We start from the raw sequence: 16,806 nt of genomic DNA on the forward strand, positions 1-16,806 counted from the left end.
GTCAAAACAGCCCCAATTCTTCAGCACGCCGGATAGCTGCACGGCGATTGTTTACCTCTAGTTTGCTGTAAATGTTCTTGGTATGTGTCCTCATAGTGTTTAATGAGATGATCAGTTCCCGGGCAATGTCCGGTCCGCTCATATCGGTCCGGAGAAGTTTCAGCACGTCCAGTTCCCGTTCACTTAAAGGTTCTCCCAAAGACTGACTGGCAGTCGATAAGCCTTCCTTTCGGCCGAAAGCTGCCAGCAGACGGCTGCCATAGGTTTGGGAAATCTCCATTTTCACAGCCGCTTCAAGCAAGGCCATCATGGAGCTTCCTTCATCCACAAAGATGCGGACATACCCTTCAGGTTCCGCTAAATCCAGAGCGCGTCCGAGCATCATAAGCGCATCAGATAGATTGCCTTCGAGTTGGTGGGCAAGCGCCTGGACGATGAGAATTTCAATTGTGCTTCCTATCCGCCCCCCTTCTTCCGCCGCTTCATAAAGACGGTTTAGAAGCCCGATCGCTTCTTGCAAAGAGTGTTGTTCTTTTCGGCCGCTCTTGTAGCGGGCTAAGAGAACTCTTGCCAATGTTATATGCTCGAATTCGCGCAAGTAGCTAAGCGAATCACTGGATGACAGACCCGTCTCCTGTACCCAGTCAAGAGCTTGATTCAGACGCCCCTGTTTTAGCCATATCCTTACTTTCAACGCAGCTATTGGGCGGACATTCGGAAAAAAGTCGCTGACATACGTATGCTCCGCATCATTCAGCAGTTCCATCGCATCGTCTAACTTCCCCTCGGCTTCCCGTATCCTGGCCATAGCGACGCGCCAGCGATACCGGTTTTGCGGGAATCCGGTATGCTCACCTTGCTCTTTGCTTTTCAATAAATGCTGCTCCGCTTGTTGCTGCTCGTTGCGCTCGCGGCAAAGTTCACTCATGCCCACATACATGTCCGCTGTCCCTCGCATGGCAGGCTCGCCCTGCTCTGCCGCAAGCTGCAAGCTTCGTTCGTAAATACGCATTGTCTGGTGGAGCTTGCCTTGTGCTATCCGTATATCAGCCAGCGCAAGTGCTCCCCCAATGACATCCGAAACGTTGCCGGCTTGGTGCAGATCTGCCATGCCTTCAGCATAGATCCGGTGTGCCGTCTCCAGTTCGCCGATTGTCCAAAAAGCGAGCCCCATGAGCCCGGCTGCAGCTCCACGCCGCAAATAATCTGTTTCAGGTACGAGGTCGAGTACCCGCTGTGAATCTTTAATAACAGCAGGAATATCTCCCAGAGCTAAAGCTTTGGCAGCCCGATAGACGGCGATCGAACCGAGGAGATCGCGGAATTCCTCTTTGTCGATAACGACCATCTTATCTAAAAAAGAGTTGTTTTTCTCATCGGCCTCTATCGTTTCCAGCCACCGTTCGGCGTCCTTCAGATGTTTCTCTACTGCCGCTAGTTCGCCACCGGATAACAGTGCCCACGCATAGACAACGCTAAGGACCGGCCTGTCACGAATCAGCTCTTCCGGAATCGCTTTCAGCCATGCTAACATCGCTGCTTCCTGCCGATTTCTGCGCATATCACCCCATGCCAGCTCAAGCAAATTCGCTGCACGCGCAAAATCTTTGGCTGACAGTGCATGGCGTATCGCTTCGGCCGCCATGCCATGGGCTTCATACCATGCACTCGCCCGCCCGTGCAGAGCAGCAATCTCATCAGCCTGCTCTTCTTTCAAAAACACATAAAGGACCTCTGCAAAAAGGTGGTGGTAACGGTACCACTGGCGCTTTTCATCCAGCGGAACAACGAAGAAGTTGCCGCGCTCCAATGTCTCCAATAGTGTAATGCCGCCATTTTGTCCGGTGACAGCATCACATAGCGGACCATTCAGCCGCTCAAGAATCGAAGTCTGAAGCAAAAAACTTCTGACATGGTCCGGCTGCAGCTGAAGCACCTCTTCCACCAAATAATCCACGATGTATCGATTGTCTCCGGCGAATTCCTGTATGAACGCGGGAATGTCTGTGCGTCCCTGAATTGACAGGGCTGCAAGCTGAAGACCGGTTACCCAGCCTTCGGTACGGGACTCCAATGCACTGATTTCATCAGCATTGAGCCCTAAACCCATCATCCCTTCGAGAAACAATGCCGTTTCACTGTGAGTAAAGCGCAAGTCGGCGGCTCTCAACTCGGTCAAATGCCCTCGTGCACGCAACCTGGCCAGAGGCAGCTGCGGATTTTCACGAGCGGCGATCACCAAGTGCATCTGTGGCGGAAGATATTCGAGCAAAAAGCTCATGGCACTATCAATTTCTTTTGATTCGATAACATGGTAGTCATCGAGGACAAGCATGAAGCTATACGGTATGTTTGATATTTCATTGAGCAGCGCCGTCAGCGTCGATTCGATTGGCGGCAGCTTTTGGGTTTTAAGCGACTCAGACACCTCGGCTCCAAATCCTTCTTCCATTGTCTGTAAAGCCGCAATAAAATAAGCTAAAAAACGTAAAAGGTCACTATCCCCTTCGTCCAGCGACAGCCATGCGACCGGCCGGCCGCAGCCAGCAACCCATTCGCTTGCCAGCGCCGTCTTGCCAAAGCCGGCGGATGCAGCGAGCAAAGTCAGTTTCCGATCCAAGCCCGCATTAAGCTGTTCAATCAGCCGTGGCCGCTGAACACTATTCGGCCTTGGTACTGGTATATAAAGTTTGGTTTTTATAATTGGAATATTCATGAAATTATAGTAACATGAAATCTTCTATTCTCCCATATACAAAAAAATTTATTGATGATTCATAAAGTACATTCAAACAATCGGCTTTTTACCATCTATATATTCCACCAACTTTTTTAAGTTAACATATTATTTCTTCACGGAAGTAGTTAACCTCAAATTTAGCACATAAAAAAAAGACCCTACATTTAGGGTCTTTTTTTTAGCTATTATTAAGCTTTTTGAACGTTCGTAGCTTGTAGGCCACGTTGTCCTTGTTCAATTTCAAACGTAACATTTTGACCTTCGTCTAAAGATTTGAAACCTTCACTTTGGATTGCTGAGAAATGTACGAATACGTCATCTCCTGCTTCACGCTCGATAAATCCAAAACCTTTTTCTGCATTAAACCACTTAACTTTACCTTGTTCCATAATTGTTGCCTCCTAGTGCGGCTATCCACACAATGTGTTACTACCCTTGCTCAAATACCTTAGACGAAAAACAAACTCTATTCTCAATCTGAAAACGAACAAAAATAATTCTTTTTAAGCATAACAGATAGTGGATAAAATGGAAAGCAAAGGGCACCGTTCTTTTTTCTAATGAATTTTGTTTAGCTATTCCTCTATTGTCTATATCGATATTTTAGAACGTAAAAAGCCATCCTCCAAAGAAGATGGCTTTCCTTTTTCCGACTCCTGTATCCTCGGTTCCTCATATATAATGAAGCAATTATTTATTCTTGCCATGTTAATATCATTGGAACCTAGTTGGATTTTCTTTTCACCAATCCAAATTTCATCTATTTCACTAAAGTGATGCATCTTTAATACATTACATACTTGTAAACTGTTTTAAGAGATTCAGTTTATTGCTCATAGGCTTTCAACTTAGGCACAATAAATAGAGTGGAGTACTTAATTTTCGATTTCAAGAATAGCCTCGATTTCTTCTTGGACCTCTCTATTCACCAAAAGAGAACGTTTTTTTCTCAATCCAAGATCCATTTCTTTGTCAATGAAATTATTCGTATGTTTGTCAAAACAATTAAAACAAATAGAGTAAAAGTCTTTTTTCTCTTTCTTTAAAAAATTAAATTCCCATGTTTCAAGTTCCAAATAACTTACTTTATCTTTCGTTTCTTTTTCACATAATTCGCAAGTTGTTTTCATGATAAAAAAACCCTTTCATACATCTACCTTTTATTTTTTTCTAGCTGGCGATCTGTAATTCTTTTTAAACGCCCATGATATTTCAATATATTCGCTTGTGATTGTTTGGCATCTTCGCTAGTAGGTTGCAAGTTGGCAATATCCCAGTATTTAACAACTACATCTAATACTTGGTCAAAGTATTGTAGTGGTCCATAATTCGTATCTATTGCAATGGTTTTCATTCTCTCGTTAAAGTCTGGCATAACGGCACCTGGCATAGAGAAATTAATAATTACCTTCTCAAAATAAACAATGAAATTCGGATCAAGTTCAAGATGTGCTTTTACTGTGTCGCGATAGAATGCATAATGAAGTGCTTCGTCTTTCGCTACACGTCGAAGTAATGTTGCTAAATCTTTGTCGTAAAGACCCGCTACCTTAGCTACATTATTATAAAAAACTAGTGTAGCTAACTCTTGCAAAGTAGTATAGGCCATTGTTGCTAAAGGATTAGTGAAATCTGGAAACCAGCCACTTTCAACTACTCGTTTTCTTAATTCATGCAATCTTACGGGATTTACGTTTCGTGTCACCAATAAATACGTTTCAAGTAAGTTAGAGTGCTGATCTTCTTCAGCTGTCCAAGTGCGTACGAAATCATTTATTACTTCCATTGAATTTTTAAATGTATAATCCAAATGCGAAGTATACCAAGGTAAATTTACTTCTGTAAGTAATGCTGTTTCTACTGCAATAATTACACCTTCTGGAAGAGTTACTTGACTCTCATCCCAAGGAACTCGTTTAAAGGACATGGCCTTGTCCCATGGAATAAATTCGTGATAGCTCCAGTCAATATTTGCAGAACGTTCCTTATGCAATTGATATAATTCTTTAATTCGTGGTTCTAAGCGTATATCCAAATCTGAATTTAACATTATCTTTTCTCCTTTAGGTGTTTTTCTAACTTTAAACCATTTGAGTTTTTTTAACAATTATAAACTTAGAACGTTGGTGTAACCGTCAAGTAGGATAGATCAATTTTTCACAAATAAGGTAGATCAACTTTCACCAATCAAGATAGACCACTTGTTTCGGAAAACAAAGTTTTACAAATGGGCTTCGTGTGCTTCATACGTCATATACATAACCTCATCTATGGTGATTAAATCAGATCCAATAATCCGCTTATAGCGGGTGTTGGATTTTTTGATGTGTTCCCGTGTTTTTAAGATATACATGAGATGAGCTATGGAAACAAAGGAAACTTAAAATCCTTGCTGGACGGCGTGGACATCTAATGCGACGGACAGATGCGTCTTGCCTGCACCTAGTGGTCCCATTAAAATCAGTGTCATTGGAGTAACTTTTAGCAAGAATATACATTCCTTAAATGTTACATGTATTGTGCAGCTTAATTCTATTCTTCTTATTTAAAGCAAACCTTCTAATGCCTTTACTTGATTTCACAAATCATCAAGTTGGAACTCGCCTTCGATAAGTTGTAACTCACTTGATTTCAGTTGGAACTCGCGAGCATTTTGTTGTAACTCAATAAAAAAAAGTTGGAACTCGCGGCTTTTCCCGCAGCAGCAAAAAACCACGGCTTACGAAAGCTTCTCAAAAGCATTCGTATCCATGGCATTTTTATCCTTTATTCATTTTTCCTGCAATAATTTAATCGCTCATACCATAAAACTACTGGCCTCTGGCTAGAAAAACAGCATTCCATGCAAATCAAAAGGTCACGAGAATACCCAATGTTTATAATGAAGGCAAAAATTAGAAATAGGTTGCATCTCATCAAAAAATTTGCCAAACTCAACCGCTTGCTACATATGGTATGATTGCTCTAAAACGCATTCGCATAATAAGGAGCTTTCCATCATGATTCAATTTCAAAAAGAGGATATTGTCAAGCGGGCTCTGCATCCAAAAAGGACGTTGAATTTAAAATCAAAGATGATTGGGCTTATTGGTTTGTTGATCATTGCCATCATTTTTTTTATGGGAATCTTTCTTCATCATTTCATCACAGATACCCTCAAAACCCAACTGGGAGATCAAGCATTGAGTGTGGCGGAAAGCGTGGCACATAATCCGGCCATCGCAGAAGCTTTTAGATCAAATGATCCGGCTGCTCAAATCCAGCCGCTCGTATCTCCTATTCAGCAAGCGACCTCCGCAGAATTCATCGTTGTCGGCAATAAGGACGAAATTCGGTATTCGCATCCAAACCCCGAAGAAATCGGTAAAAAGATGGTCGGAGAAGACAATCAGCGCGCACTGCAGCATGGCGAATCGTATGTTTCCGAAGCAACCGGTTCCCTTGGAAATTCGCTTCGTGCAAAGGTGCCGATCTATTCGGGAAGCGAAATCATCGGAGTGGTGTCAGTAGGTTTTCTGGCTGATAACATTCAAGCATTGATCGGAAACTATAAGCAGGAAACCTGGCTGATGCTCCTTGTTATCGGTTTAGTGTCCCTCCTGGCTGCCATCGGCATTGCAACTTATATAAAAAATTCGCTTTACGGTCTAGAACCCGAAGAAATTTCCGAGCTTCTCTTTCAAAAAGAAACGATTTTGCAATCCACCCACGAAGGAATTATCGCAGTGAATGAAAATGGGCAAATCACTTTGCTCAATCAGATGGCTAAGCTACTTTTATTCGGCGGCGAAGTAACGGATAAAACATTAATCGGCGAACCTATCCAGCGAGTCCTTCCCACTTCTGATTTGCCTGTAATCCTGAAGACGCAAGAAAGCCGGTACGATAAGGAACAGCAATATGGCAACCATGTCGTCTATGTTAATTCTGGACCGATTTATAATGGTGGGACACTCATAGGCGCTGTCTCCACTTTCCGAAATAAAACCGAAATTGATAAACTTACGAAGGAATTGTTTCAGATCAAGCAATATGCCAATGCACTTCGTGCCCAGACGCATGAATTTTCGAACAAACTTTATACCATCTCCGGTCTTCTGCATTTGAACAAGAAAGAAGAAGTATTGAAGTTCATTCGTATGGAACAAGATGCTCAGCAGGAATGGATCCATCAGCTGATCGAAAAAGTATCAGATCCGCTTGTGAGCGGCATTTTGCTTGGCAAAATCAATCAGGCGAGCGAACAGCAAGTCCAAATGACAATCGATCCTGAAAGCAGCTTGAAAACGCCTTTGACTGATCTGCAAAGGCAAGCACTTCTTACCGCACTCGGCAACCTGGTAGACAACTCGCTTGATGCGGTGAAGGAAAAACCGGCAACTGGTCGGCACATTTCGCTATATTTCACTGACGTTGGCGATGATATCCTTTTTGAGATAGACGATTCGGGCTCTGGAATTCCGGACGATGCTCTTCCCAAGCTTTTCGACACAGGGTTTTCATTGAAAAATGGTGCAGACCGCGGATACGGACTTAGCACCACTAATCAATTGATCGCACGTGCCGGCGGTGTAATGCACGTGGAAGAAAGCGAACTTGGCGGTGCTTGTTTTGTTGTTTCAATACCTAAAGAGGAGAATATCCAATGAACCAAAAACTTCATGTACTAATTATAGAAGACGATTTTCGGGTTGCTGAAATCAACCGGCAACTAGTAAAACAAGTCGAGCCGTTTCAAGTAATGGCTGTTGCCAAGACAGGCGATGAAGCGATAGCTTTTCTTAAAGACGCCAAACAATTGCCGGATTTGATCTTGCTGGATGTTTTCATACCAGATCGGAATGGACTTGAGCTTTTTTGGGAAATCCGCAAAAACTTTTATCAAGTCGATATCATTATGCTCTCTGCAGCAAAAGAAGTGGCTACTATAAAAGAAACTCTGAGCGGCGGGATTTTCGATTATATCGTCAAGCCCGTGGATTTTGAACGTTTTGAAAAAACTTTGATCCGATTCCGCGAACAAAAAACCTTGCTTGCTTCTAAAGGTGAATTGGATCAGTCGGATATCGACCGGCTGATTGGCATTAGCAACGGCCTGCCCACTTCTTCCCCTAACAAATCAGAAGAACTGTTGCCCAAAAGCATAGATCAACTTACCTTGGAAAGCGTAATGGACATCTTGCATGCTTCTGCCGGGGAAGGCGTCAACGCCCTGGAAACCGGCAAAGCCCTTGGCGTAAGCCGTTCTACTGCCCGCCGTTACTTGGAACATCTTGTGGCGAACGGCGAGGCAAAAGCCCAATTGAACTATGGAATCGGTCGCCCTGAAAGACGCTATATCCCATGGACAAAATGAACAAAAGGACTAAAATGGACAATAGTTCACTTAATTAAATAATCTTATTTTTTAAAACCCTCTGTGATAAGTTTGTAATTACAACTTACTAACAGAGGGCTTTTATGATGTTCTCGCATTTGTATGCGTTTACATCCGTTTCCTCACTTATACTTTTACAAGCCAGGAGGAGAAATTATGTTAAGTATTATCGGTTTATTGACTATCGTAATCATTGTAGCTTTACTGATCAGCAACAAAATTACACCAATCGTTGCCCTTGTGCTGGTGCCTATAGTGGCTGCCTTCACCGCTGGCTTCAATTTCGCTGAAATTGGCGGCTTTTTCAATAGCGGCATGGAATCCGTTATGAATGTTGTTATCATGTTCATATTCGCGATCTTGTTTTTCGGAATCATGCAAGATGTCGGTCTATTTGATCCGTTGATCAACAAAATGATTGCGGTTTCACGCGGAAACGTAATTGCGGTTGCTGTCGGAACCGTTTTGATTGCAGCAGTTGCACAACTTGACGGCTCAGGTGCTTCTACGTTCCTGATCACTATACCGGCGCTGTTGCCGTTGTACAAACGCCTTAAAATGAATCCATATTTATTGTTATTATTGGTTGGAACTTCAGCAAGCATCATGAATATGCTTCCTTGGGCAGGACCGCTTGGCCGGACTGCAGCCGTACTTGGAGCCGATGTTACAGAATTATGGCGTCCGCTGATCAAGGTTCAGGTTATTGGACTGGTATTGCTCATCATTTTAGCGGTACTGCTGGCATTACGGGAAAAACGTCTGATAGCTAAACGACTCGATCAAACGGTTGCGTTGGATGAAGAAGAAGTTTCCAGCAAAAAAGGTGTAAGTGATGAAGCTGCTTCTAAAGCCGCCTCTCTTCGCCGTCCGAAATTATTGTGGGCGAACAGCCTTCTGGCAATCGCGGTTATTGGCGTATTAATGTGGGGTGTCATCCCAGCTGGATTTGCCTTCTTGATAGGTGTCAGCATTGCGTTGCCATTAAACTACCCGAACATGAAAGATCAAATGGACCGTATCAAAGACCATGCACCGAACGCCTTATTAATGGCTGCTATTATTTTGGCAGCAGGCTCATTTCTGGGAATTTTGAATGGCACCTTGATGCTCGATTCTCTTGCAGGTGATCTTGTCAAGATTCTTCCAGCGTTCGTGCTTCCTTATCTGCATCTCATCATTGGATTTTTCGGTGTCCCGTTCGATTTATTGCTTAGCACGGATGCTTATTATTTCGCGCTTCTGCCTATCGTGGAACAAGTAGTGGCAAATGCCGGCGTAAGTTCTTTGTCCTCTGCCTACGCAATGATCATCGGGAATATTATCGGAACATTTATCAGCCCTTTTTCACCAGCTCTATGGCTTGCTCTTGGGTTGGCTGGCCTTGAAATCGGCCGCCACATCCGTTACTCCCTTGCCATCATGTGGTCATTTGCTATTGTCCTTCTGGGCATTTCAGTAGCGATTGGTGTCGTTTAAAAAATCTTTCCTATTGAACCAAATAAAAAGCAGGACATGAATCATTCATTCATGTCCTGCTTTTTTCTTTCTTGAATAAAAGAAGCGCTATATAAATAACATCATGTCCAGCTTAGCTTTAATGGACAGCAACCAATTCTTCCAGCTTTTTCATCGCTTCGGCCACTTCTGCCGCTCTAATCCCTTCACTTCGCAATACGTGAATCGTCTCTTTTTCTTGCGTCGACTGGATTGCAATCGGATCGATCCACTTTACGGGAATCTTCAAATCCTGCAGTGACAGCGGCAAGCCGATGTTCTTATAAAAGCTGATCAAGCGCTGGGCTTCGCTGGCCTTGTTTTCAAGCAGCAATTGCACCAATACACCATATGCTACTTTGTCGCCGTGAAGTGCCTGATGCGATTCCGGCGCTATAGTCATCCCATTATGGATGGCGTGGGCACCGGCAACGCGTCCATATTTATCCCCGAACCCGCCGACCATTCCACCTAGCATAATAATCGTTTCTGCCACCTTAATGAAAGCATCAGACAAATCGCCTTTCTTTGCATCGGCGATTGCAGCTTCCGCGTTTTGGAACATTTCTTCTGCACAAAGTTTTGCGGTATAATGAGCTATTTTCAAGGCAATCGGCGGGTCTTCGAAGCGGCTGATTTGCACGTCTGCTTCGTACCATTTTGCCAGTGTGTCGCCGATGCCGGCAATAAGAAGCGGTACCGGGGCATCAATTAAGATACGGGGCTCCACCAACAGCAAATCCACACTTTCCGGATATACGGTAAAATGAGTCATTGTACCGGATTCCGTATAAATGACGCTGAGCGGCGTCCATGGCGCACAGTTGGATGCAAGTGTCGGGATGAGCACGGATTTGATGCCGATTTCATGGGCAACGCCTTTTGCGATATCCAGCACTTTGCCGCCGCCAGCACCGATTACGGCGTCTGCGCCTAAACTTTTAGCAATTTCCGCTATTCGTCCGATTTCCGCTAATGAGCTCTCTCCCCGATAGAATTCAAAAACCGCTTCTACCTTTTCGAGCGTTGGAAAATATGGAGCCAGCGCTTCCCATGATTTTCTGCCTGTCAGCACTACTACTTTCCGGATGTTTCTGGCAATCAGCTTTTCTTCAAGGCCGTCGAGTACGCCTATATGGCAGGCATATTCGGCAGGCGCTCCTTTAACGGTGATCGGTTCCATATGGCTCTTCCTTTCTTAACGGCTTTCCATCCATTCCGGTTTGCCGAATCCTTTGAATTCCGCATCAATCAATTTTTCGAATTCCTGTGATTCGACAATTTCCACCAAATCTTTCGCGAGTTGTGCATCTTTATTTTCTGTCTTGACCGCCACCAAGTTGCGGTACTGGTCAGGCATATTTTCAAGCACAAGCGCATCCAGCAGGTCCATTTCCGCTGCTAACGCGAAGTTCCCAGGCACAGCTGCCAAGTCCGAGCTTTCTACAGCTCGCGGCAAGCCGCCCGCTTCGATGGGTTGGAACTCAAGGTTCTTTGAATTTGTTTGGATATCTTTTTCCGATACGGTCAATTCTTCAGCTGCCGGATCTAATGTGATCAGTCCATGATCTTGCAAGATAAGGAACGTGCGGGCTGCATTGACCGGGTCATTCGGAATGGCGATGGTCGCTCCGTCCTCCACTTCTTCGATCGACTCATAAGTATTCGAATAAATGCCCATTGGCGCTGTTGGTACGGTAATTAGGCCGGTCAGGTCCATGCTGTTTTCTTTCGAGAAGTTTTCCAGATAAACCGAGTGCTGGAATAAGTTTGCGTCCAGGTCCCCGTTGTTCAAAGCGTTGTTTGGCTGGATGTAATCGCTGAACTCCGTGATTTCCACAGTATAGCCTTTTTCTTCAAGGGCCGGTTTGAACGCTTTGTTCAGCATGTCGCTGTAAGGGCCTGCTGTTCCGCCAAGCTTGACGGTTTTGCTGTCGGCGTTCGATTCCTCTCCGCCGCAAGCGGCTAGCAGTGTTAATAAGACAAGTAGGATGGCTGGCAATACAAATTTTTTCATGTGTGTTTCTCTCCTTTTTTATCGTTTATCTATTGCTTTTGACGTCCAGTCTCCAAGTTGCTGAAGAATTTGGACGAGAACAATCAAGATGATGACGGTGACGATCATGATCGTATTGTCGTAGCGGTAATAGCCGAAGCGGATGGCTAAATCGCCGATTCCTCCGCCTCCTACAACGCCTGCCATGGCCGAATAGGCGACGAGCGAGATGATGGTGATCGTAATGCCCTGAACAATTCCTGTTTTCGCTTCCGGTAGCAGGACGTCCTTGATGATCATCCAAGGCGTTGCACCGACCGCCACTGCCGCCTCGATAACGCCTTTATCGATTTCCCGGAGCGACGTCTCGACGATCCGGGCAAAAAATGGAATGGCTGCGACCGACAGGGATACGCTCGCAGCTGCCGGCCCGATTGTCGAATTCACTAATAGTTTTGTCAGCGGTATCAATGCCACCAATAGGATGATGAATGGGATGGAACGCACCATGTTGACAACAAAGCCCAAAACCGTTTTAACCAGCCGGTTTTCCAGAAACAAGCCGCGGTCTGTTACAAACAGCACGATGCCGAGCGGCAAGCCGACAACAATGGCAATAGATAGTGAGATGCCGATCATATACAAGGTTTCGCCGAACGCTTTTGAAATGTCCGGCCACAGTTCCATCATATGCTGAAAATCAAAGCCCATTTCGAATCACCTCCACTTTTGCTCCCCGGCCTTCCATATACGTAATTGCCCGGTTGATATTTGCCGGATCTCCTTGGATTTCCATCAAGAATAGCCCGAGCGGTTTTTCCTGTATGTATTCGATCGTTCCGTGAAGAAAATTGCCTTTAACATCAAAATGCTGGACTGTATCCGTGATGACGCCTTCCCCTGCTACCGCCCCTTTAAACTGCACTTTGATGATGCTGCCGGTACAAGCTGCTAATATAGGTTTTGGCACGTCAAACGACACGACTGACGAAATAAATTCTTTTGTTAATTCTGCTTTCGGTTCTGAAAAGATATCATAAACGTCCCCCTCTTCGATTACTCGGCCATCCTGCATGATCGCCATACGGTCGCAAATTTCTTTGACAACATTCATTTCATGGGTGATCAGGACGATGGTGATATTAAGTTCGCGATTGATTTTCTTCAGGAGCCTAAGGATCGATAGGGTCGTATTTGGGTCGAGAGCGGATGTGGCTTCATCACAAAGCAGCACGTTCGGGTTGTTGGCGAGCGCACGGGCAATGCCGACCCGTTGCTTTTGTCCACCGCTGAGCTGCGAAGGATACACATCTTTTTTATCCGACAAGCCGACCATCTTAAGCAATTCATCGACACGCTTTATTGATTCTCCTTTAGGCAATCTTGCGGCTTTCAGCGCGAATGCCACATTTTCGCCAACCGTCTTTTGGCTGATCAAGTAAAAATGCTGGAAGATCATGCCGATTTTTAAACGCGCCTGCCGCAGCCTTTCGCCTTTCAGTCCCGTCAGATCCAGTCCATCTACTGTAACGTTACCGCTTGTCGGCCGCTCCAATAAATTCATGCAGCGCAGCAGCGAACTTTTCCCCGCACCGGAATAACCGACTATGCCAAAGATTTCGCCTTTGTTGATCGTCAGCGAGACATTGTCCACGCCAGTGACCATTCCTTTTTTCGTTTCATACGTTTTCGTTAACTTGCTGATCGTAATCATGTCTCTCTCCTTTTCCTCCAATAAAAAATGCCCCTTTCATTAAGAAAGAGGCACCGAAAATGGATTTGGCTTATCTCTCAGAATGAAATCATTCTGCAGGAATTAGCACCTTCCCAGTTTACACTGGAGGTTGCTGGACTTCATCGGGCCTGTCCCTCAGTCTCTCTTGATAATTTTTCCATATATAGTTGTTTGGTTTCACCTTATGATAAAGAACATTTTCCTTGCTGTCAAACGTATTTTTGAATTTTTTTACCCTGCTTTTTTTGTAAGCGCTATCTAAAAGTAAGGATTATTTTAATTTTTATTGATAGAAATATGCATTTATAACTTTTCCATAATGGACATTTTACATAATATACTGTAAAACCTTGAAACTGTATAACAATACATGAAGATGGGAATACAGTCATTATAGACAGCAATTGTTGCCTTAAGAAATGAGCATCCTCTTCAGAAAGCGGTGAATAGAATGACAGTTTTAGTAACAGGTTTTACAGGGACCGTCGGTTATGAAGTGGCTCAAAGCTTAAAGAAAAATGGAATCCCGTTTAAGTGTGCTGTAAGAGATATGGAAAAAAGCCGCAATCGCTTTGGCGATGATTATGATTTTGTTCACTTAGATTTTGCAAATCCAGCAACTTTTGCTCCTGCCCTTGAAAGAGTGGATCAGCTCTTCCTGATATATCCGCCGGGAGACAAGCTGCAATTTGATGTATTTCTAAAAGAAGCTAAAAAAATGGGCATTCAGCACATTACTTACTTATCGGTAAAAGATGTCCAGTTTTTGCCGTTTATCCACCACTATAAAAATGAAAAGCTGATTAAAAGACAAAGCATCTCTTATACCTTTATTCGTGCCGGCTACTTTATGCAGAACCTAAATAATTTTTTATGTGTGGAAATTAAAGAGTACAATCGCATTTATGTCCCCGCTGGCAAGGGAAAAACCAGCTTCGTGGATGTACGTGATTTGGCAGATGTGATTGCTTTGTCTTTCCTCTATCCTAAAGAGCATGAGAACAAAGCCTATACGATCACAGGCGGAGAAGCTTTAGATTTTGGAGAAGTAGCAGAAAAAATGAGTGGCCTACTTGGAAGACCTATTTATTATTCGAATCCAACCGCAAAAGACTTCAAAAAATACATGTTAAGCCGTAAGCTAGATAAAGCCTTTATCAATATCGTTGTTGGCATCCATTTCCCTACAAAGTTAGGGTTGGCCAAGGGGATATCTTCAGATTTTCAAAAGCTTACTGGCAAAAAACCTCGCAAAATCAAGCAATACATTGAAGATTATCGAAATGCTTGGGAATGATTGTGTGAAGACAAGTATAAATAAGGTAAAAGATCTGCATCCCCAAATCAATGGTGCATGCAGATCTTTTAACTTTCTCTATCCTGAAATTCGGTTTAATTTTCTGCTCTTTGTTTGTAACTATCGCCTATATTAAGCAAGTAATTTACGACAGTCTATACTGCGATTCGCCAGGCTAATAAGTTTTAAGCTTCCTGTTCCCGCTTTTTCTTAACGCTGATCAAAGCCCCCACAGCAACGATTCCAAGCAAAATTCCCCAGAAAATCAATTTCCATTCCGTAGAATGAGCAAATTCATAAGGCAGGATGCCAAGCTCTTTATGCCCCAAAGTGAGCACCGTCAGTTTGACCCCTACCCATCCTACGATAATGAAAGCAGTCGTTTCCAATTGCGGGTAGCTTGCCAGCAACTTGACGAATTTATGGGCGGCAAAGCGCATGATGATAAGGCCGAAGATGCCTCCAGCAAGCATCACTCCAAATTGGCCCCCGTTGATGCCGCCAACTTCAAAGCTGCCTAGGTGAGGCAACGTAATGGCTAGCGCGACTGCAGCCAGCATCGAATCTATTGCAAATGCGATATCCGCTAATTCAACTTTGAACACGGTCATCCAGAAACCGGACCCTTTTGTCGCTTCCGGTTCGATGGAATGTTCTTTGCCTTTTCGCTGATCGTAAATATGTTTAAAAGCGATAAACAGCAAGTAGGCTGCCCCTAGAGCCTGGATTTGCCATACATCGACCAATAAGGTAATGGTGAACAATGCGGCAAACCGGAAGACGAATGCTCCCAATAATCCATAAAACAAAGCTTTTTTCTGCTGGTCTTTCGGCAAGTGTTTGACCATGACCGCCATCACCACAGCATTATCGGCAGCTAATAACCCCTCCAACGCCACAAGAACCAACAGCACCCACAAATACTCCAAAAGAATTGCTTCCATTTTTCGTCCTCCTTTTGATTTTTGCCAACAAAAAAGACCCCTGCCCAAATAAAAGGCAAAGGTCTCGCTAAGCAAAAGTTTTGCTATCACAACCGATGGCTCTTAACCATGTAATGACGATTGTGAAATAGGTCTCCCTATAGCTACTCCCCCTCGACATAAAGTCAAAGGCTATTGTGTTGTACCTTGAGTATATCATCTAAAAGTAAGTGTTGACCAATAAAAACATAGGAAATAATTAAAATTCCGCTTTTTTAAAATGGTGATTTGGTAAACCGAGTTTCTTTTTTGCAATCCAGCGGATTAATTACGAACCACATTCGTTATAGGTAAGATGAATTCACACCAGTCCTTTACTTCCCTGTGTCCTTCCGCTACACTAAATTTATCGGGATTAACCCGTTCACAAAAAACTGCATACTGTTTTCTGCACTAGGGGTGCCCGATTTTCGGCTGAGATGCAAGCGCAAGCTTCGATCCCTTATGACTCGATCCAGGTAATACTGGCGTGAGGAAGTGCGGCGCATTTCTGTTATAAATCCTTTTTAGATTTATAGGCATAGAGATAGTGGCTGCTTCTTCGCGGATGCAGCCTTTTTTTGTGCAAAATTTTAAGGAGGAAGATAAATATGGAACCATTGCAATGCGGCACGAGCCCAATCGTCGGATTTCGTTTTTCCCTGCATCCGATGACTGGGGATTTTATTGGAGTGATCAAAGGGGCTTTGAAAGAGACGGATACGTCTAATGTTTGGATGCACACAGACGATGTATCAACAGTAATCCGTGGAAAGCAGAATCATGTATTCAATGTGGCAAAAGCGATAACCCTGCATGCTGCAAAAACCGGAGAACACGTTGCGCTTTCCGGCACATTTTCCATTGGATGCCCGGGCGATTCAGCCGGCGATGTCTATTTGGAAAAAGATGATGTACTTTTGAACAACGACAGCACAAAACAATATGTGTCATCTCAATTTGCACTATATCCGATGAACAATCCCGATTACATGGCCGTCATTTACCGCGAAGTCGACCGGGCGAAAGAACGCGGCGTTTTTAACGATTCCATGCATTATGCGAGCGGCATCCACGGTGATATCCATGATGTCTTCTCTTTCTATGAAGAAGCATTCACCAATGCACGGTCAGAAAAACATCGCCACTTGGTAATGACGGTTTCGATGAGCATCAACAGCCCATCGCACGGAGGTGCGTAA

General features: G+C 44.1%; 15 protein-coding genes and 2 riboswitches. Of the genes, 5 read left to right on the forward strand and 10 right to left on the reverse strand.

Going from position 1 to position 16,806, the window contains the following annotated elements; genetic code table 11:
- Window position 1: 1 nt before the first annotated feature.
- From B0H99_RS00455 to B0H99_RS17975, 5 genes are all read right to left on the reverse strand, one after another.
- Window positions 2–2,716 carry a winged helix-turn-helix domain-containing protein gene (locus B0H99_RS00455; protein ID WP_106531653.1) on the reverse strand — a complete coding sequence of 905 codons (2,715 nt, stop codon included), beginning with the start codon at window positions 2,714–2,716 and terminating at the stop codon, window positions 2–4.
- A gap of 212 nt (window positions 2,717–2,928) precedes the next feature.
- Window positions 2,929–3,129 (reverse strand): cold-shock protein, encoded by a 201-nt coding sequence (locus B0H99_RS00460; protein ID WP_106531654.1) that lies wholly within the window; start codon window positions 3,127–3,129, stop codon window positions 2,929–2,931.
- Window positions 3,130–3,615: 486 nt separating this feature from the next.
- Window positions 3,616–3,870, reverse strand: a complete 255-nt coding sequence (locus tag B0H99_RS00465) for a hypothetical protein (RefSeq protein ID WP_106531655.1) — start codon at window positions 3,868–3,870, stop codon at window positions 3,616–3,618.
- A 23-nt stretch (window positions 3,871–3,893) separates the two neighbouring features.
- Window positions 3,894–4,790, reverse strand: coding sequence for an acyl-ACP desaturase (locus B0H99_RS00470; protein WP_106531656.1), 897 nt, complete (start codon window positions 4,788–4,790; stop codon window positions 3,894–3,896).
- Window positions 4,791–5,120: 330 nt separating this feature from the next.
- On the reverse strand, window positions 5,121–5,210 hold the full coding sequence (locus B0H99_RS17975; RefSeq protein WP_245894320.1) for an ATP-binding protein: 90 nt from the start codon (window positions 5,208–5,210) through the stop codon (window positions 5,121–5,123).
- Window positions 5,211–5,739: 529 nt separating this feature from the next.
- On the opposite strand from B0H99_RS17975, the gene B0H99_RS00480 reads away from it, so the two are divergent.
- From B0H99_RS00480 to B0H99_RS00490, 3 genes are all read left to right on the forward strand, one after another.
- Window positions 5,740–7,389, forward strand: a complete 1,650-nt coding sequence (locus B0H99_RS00480) for an ATP-binding protein (RefSeq protein ID WP_106531657.1) — start codon at window positions 5,740–5,742, stop codon at window positions 7,387–7,389.
- Window positions 7,386–8,096 (forward strand): response regulator, encoded by a 711-nt coding sequence (locus B0H99_RS00485; RefSeq protein WP_106531658.1) that lies wholly within the window; start codon window positions 7,386–7,388, stop codon window positions 8,094–8,096. The genes B0H99_RS00480 and B0H99_RS00485 overlap by 4 nt, the downstream gene beginning before the upstream one ends.
- 177 nt (window positions 8,097–8,273) lie before the next feature.
- On the forward strand, window positions 8,274–9,596 hold the full coding sequence (locus B0H99_RS00490; RefSeq protein ID WP_106531659.1) for a CitMHS family transporter: 1,323 nt from the start codon (window positions 8,274–8,276) through the stop codon (window positions 9,594–9,596).
- Window positions 9,597–9,714: 118 nt separating this feature from the next.
- Here the strand turns inward: B0H99_RS00490 and B0H99_RS00495 are convergent, their stop codons facing one another.
- From B0H99_RS00495 to B0H99_RS00510, 4 genes are read right to left on the reverse strand one after another with little or no spacing between them, the layout of a single operon-like run.
- Window positions 9,715–10,797 (reverse strand): iron-containing alcohol dehydrogenase family protein, encoded by a 1,083-nt coding sequence (locus tag B0H99_RS00495; protein ID WP_106531660.1) that lies wholly within the window; start codon window positions 10,795–10,797, stop codon window positions 9,715–9,717.
- Window positions 10,798–10,812: 15 nt separating this feature from the next.
- On the reverse strand, window positions 10,813–11,631 hold the full coding sequence (locus tag B0H99_RS00500; protein WP_106531661.1) for a MetQ/NlpA family ABC transporter substrate-binding protein: 819 nt from the start codon (window positions 11,629–11,631) through the stop codon (window positions 10,813–10,815).
- Window positions 11,632–11,649: 18 nt separating this feature from the next.
- Complete coding sequence (locus tag B0H99_RS00505; protein WP_106531662.1) at window positions 11,650–12,321, reverse strand: methionine ABC transporter permease; 672 nt, start codon at window positions 12,319–12,321, stop codon at window positions 11,650–11,652.
- Window positions 12,311–13,324, reverse strand: coding sequence for a methionine ABC transporter ATP-binding protein (locus B0H99_RS00510; protein ID WP_106531663.1), 1,014 nt, complete (start codon window positions 13,322–13,324; stop codon window positions 12,311–12,313). Before B0H99_RS00510 ends, B0H99_RS00505 begins: the two co-directional genes overlap by 11 nt.
- A 67-nt stretch (window positions 13,325–13,391) precedes the next feature.
- A riboswitch (SAM riboswitch) is annotated at window positions 13,392–13,500 on the reverse strand.
- 296 nt (window positions 13,501–13,796) lie between these two features.
- Here B0H99_RS00510 and B0H99_RS00515 point away from each other — a divergent pair.
- On the forward strand, window positions 13,797–14,642 hold the full coding sequence (locus B0H99_RS00515; RefSeq protein WP_106531664.1) for an SDR family oxidoreductase: 846 nt from the start codon (window positions 13,797–13,799) through the stop codon (window positions 14,640–14,642).
- A gap of 185 nt (window positions 14,643–14,827) precedes the next feature.
- On the opposite strand, the gene B0H99_RS00520 is transcribed toward B0H99_RS00515, so the two are convergent.
- Window positions 14,828–15,586, reverse strand: coding sequence for a TerC family protein (locus tag B0H99_RS00520; protein WP_106531665.1), 759 nt, complete (start codon window positions 15,584–15,586; stop codon window positions 14,828–14,830).
- Between the two features lie 424 nt (window positions 15,587–16,010).
- A riboswitch (TPP riboswitch) is annotated at window positions 16,011–16,118 on the forward strand.
- A 97-nt stretch (window positions 16,119–16,215) separates the two neighbouring features.
- On the opposite strand from B0H99_RS00520, the gene B0H99_RS00525 reads away from it, so the two are divergent.
- A complete protein-coding gene (locus B0H99_RS00525; RefSeq protein WP_106531666.1) occupies window positions 16,216–16,806 on the forward strand; it encodes a YkoF family thiamine/hydroxymethylpyrimidine-binding protein in 591 nt (196 codons plus the stop codon).

The sequence above is a fragment of the Planomicrobium soli genome (assembly GCF_003014655.1).
GTDB classification, from domain to species: Bacteria; Bacillota; Bacilli; order Bacillales_A; family Planococcaceae; genus Planococcus; species Planococcus soli_B.

Coding starts and splice junctions, on each gene's coding strand:
- B0H99_RS00455 (WP_106531653.1), bottom strand. CDS start 2,716: ATGAATATTCCAATTATAAAAACCAAACTTTATATACCAGTACCAAGG.
- B0H99_RS00460 (WP_106531654.1), bottom strand. CDS start 3,129: ATGGAACAAGGTAAAGTTAAGTGGTTTAATGCAGAAAAAGGTTTTGGA.
- B0H99_RS00465 (WP_106531655.1), bottom strand. CDS start 3,870: ATGAAAACAACTTGCGAATTATGTGAAAAAGAAACGAAAGATAAAGTA.
- B0H99_RS00470 (WP_106531656.1), bottom strand. CDS start 4,790: ATGTTAAATTCAGATTTGGATATACGCTTAGAACCACGAATTAAAGAA.
- B0H99_RS17975 (WP_245894320.1), bottom strand. CDS start 5,210: ATGACACTGATTTTAATGGGACCACTAGGTGCAGGCAAGACGCATCTG.
- B0H99_RS00480 (WP_106531657.1), top strand. CDS start 5,740: ATGATTCAATTTCAAAAAGAGGATATTGTCAAGCGGGCTCTGCATCCA.
- B0H99_RS00485 (WP_106531658.1), top strand. CDS start 7,386: ATGAACCAAAAACTTCATGTACTAATTATAGAAGACGATTTTCGGGTT.
- B0H99_RS00490 (WP_106531659.1), top strand. CDS start 8,274: ATGTTAAGTATTATCGGTTTATTGACTATCGTAATCATTGTAGCTTTA.
- B0H99_RS00495 (WP_106531660.1), bottom strand. CDS start 10,797: ATGGAACCGATCACCGTTAAAGGAGCGCCTGCCGAATATGCCTGCCAT.
- B0H99_RS00500 (WP_106531661.1), bottom strand. CDS start 11,631: ATGAAAAAATTTGTATTGCCAGCCATCCTACTTGTCTTATTAACACTG.
- B0H99_RS00505 (WP_106531662.1), bottom strand. CDS start 12,321: ATGGGCTTTGATTTTCAGCATATGATGGAACTGTGGCCGGACATTTCA.
- B0H99_RS00510 (WP_106531663.1), bottom strand. CDS start 13,324: ATGATTACGATCAGCAAGTTAACGAAAACGTATGAAACGAAAAAAGGA.
- B0H99_RS00515 (WP_106531664.1), top strand. CDS start 13,797: ATGACAGTTTTAGTAACAGGTTTTACAGGGACCGTCGGTTATGAAGTG.
- B0H99_RS00520 (WP_106531665.1), bottom strand. CDS start 15,586: ATGGAAGCAATTCTTTTGGAGTATTTGTGGGTGCTGTTGGTTCTTGTG.
- B0H99_RS00525 (WP_106531666.1), top strand. CDS start 16,216: ATGGAACCATTGCAATGCGGCACGAGCCCAATCGTCGGATTTCGTTTT.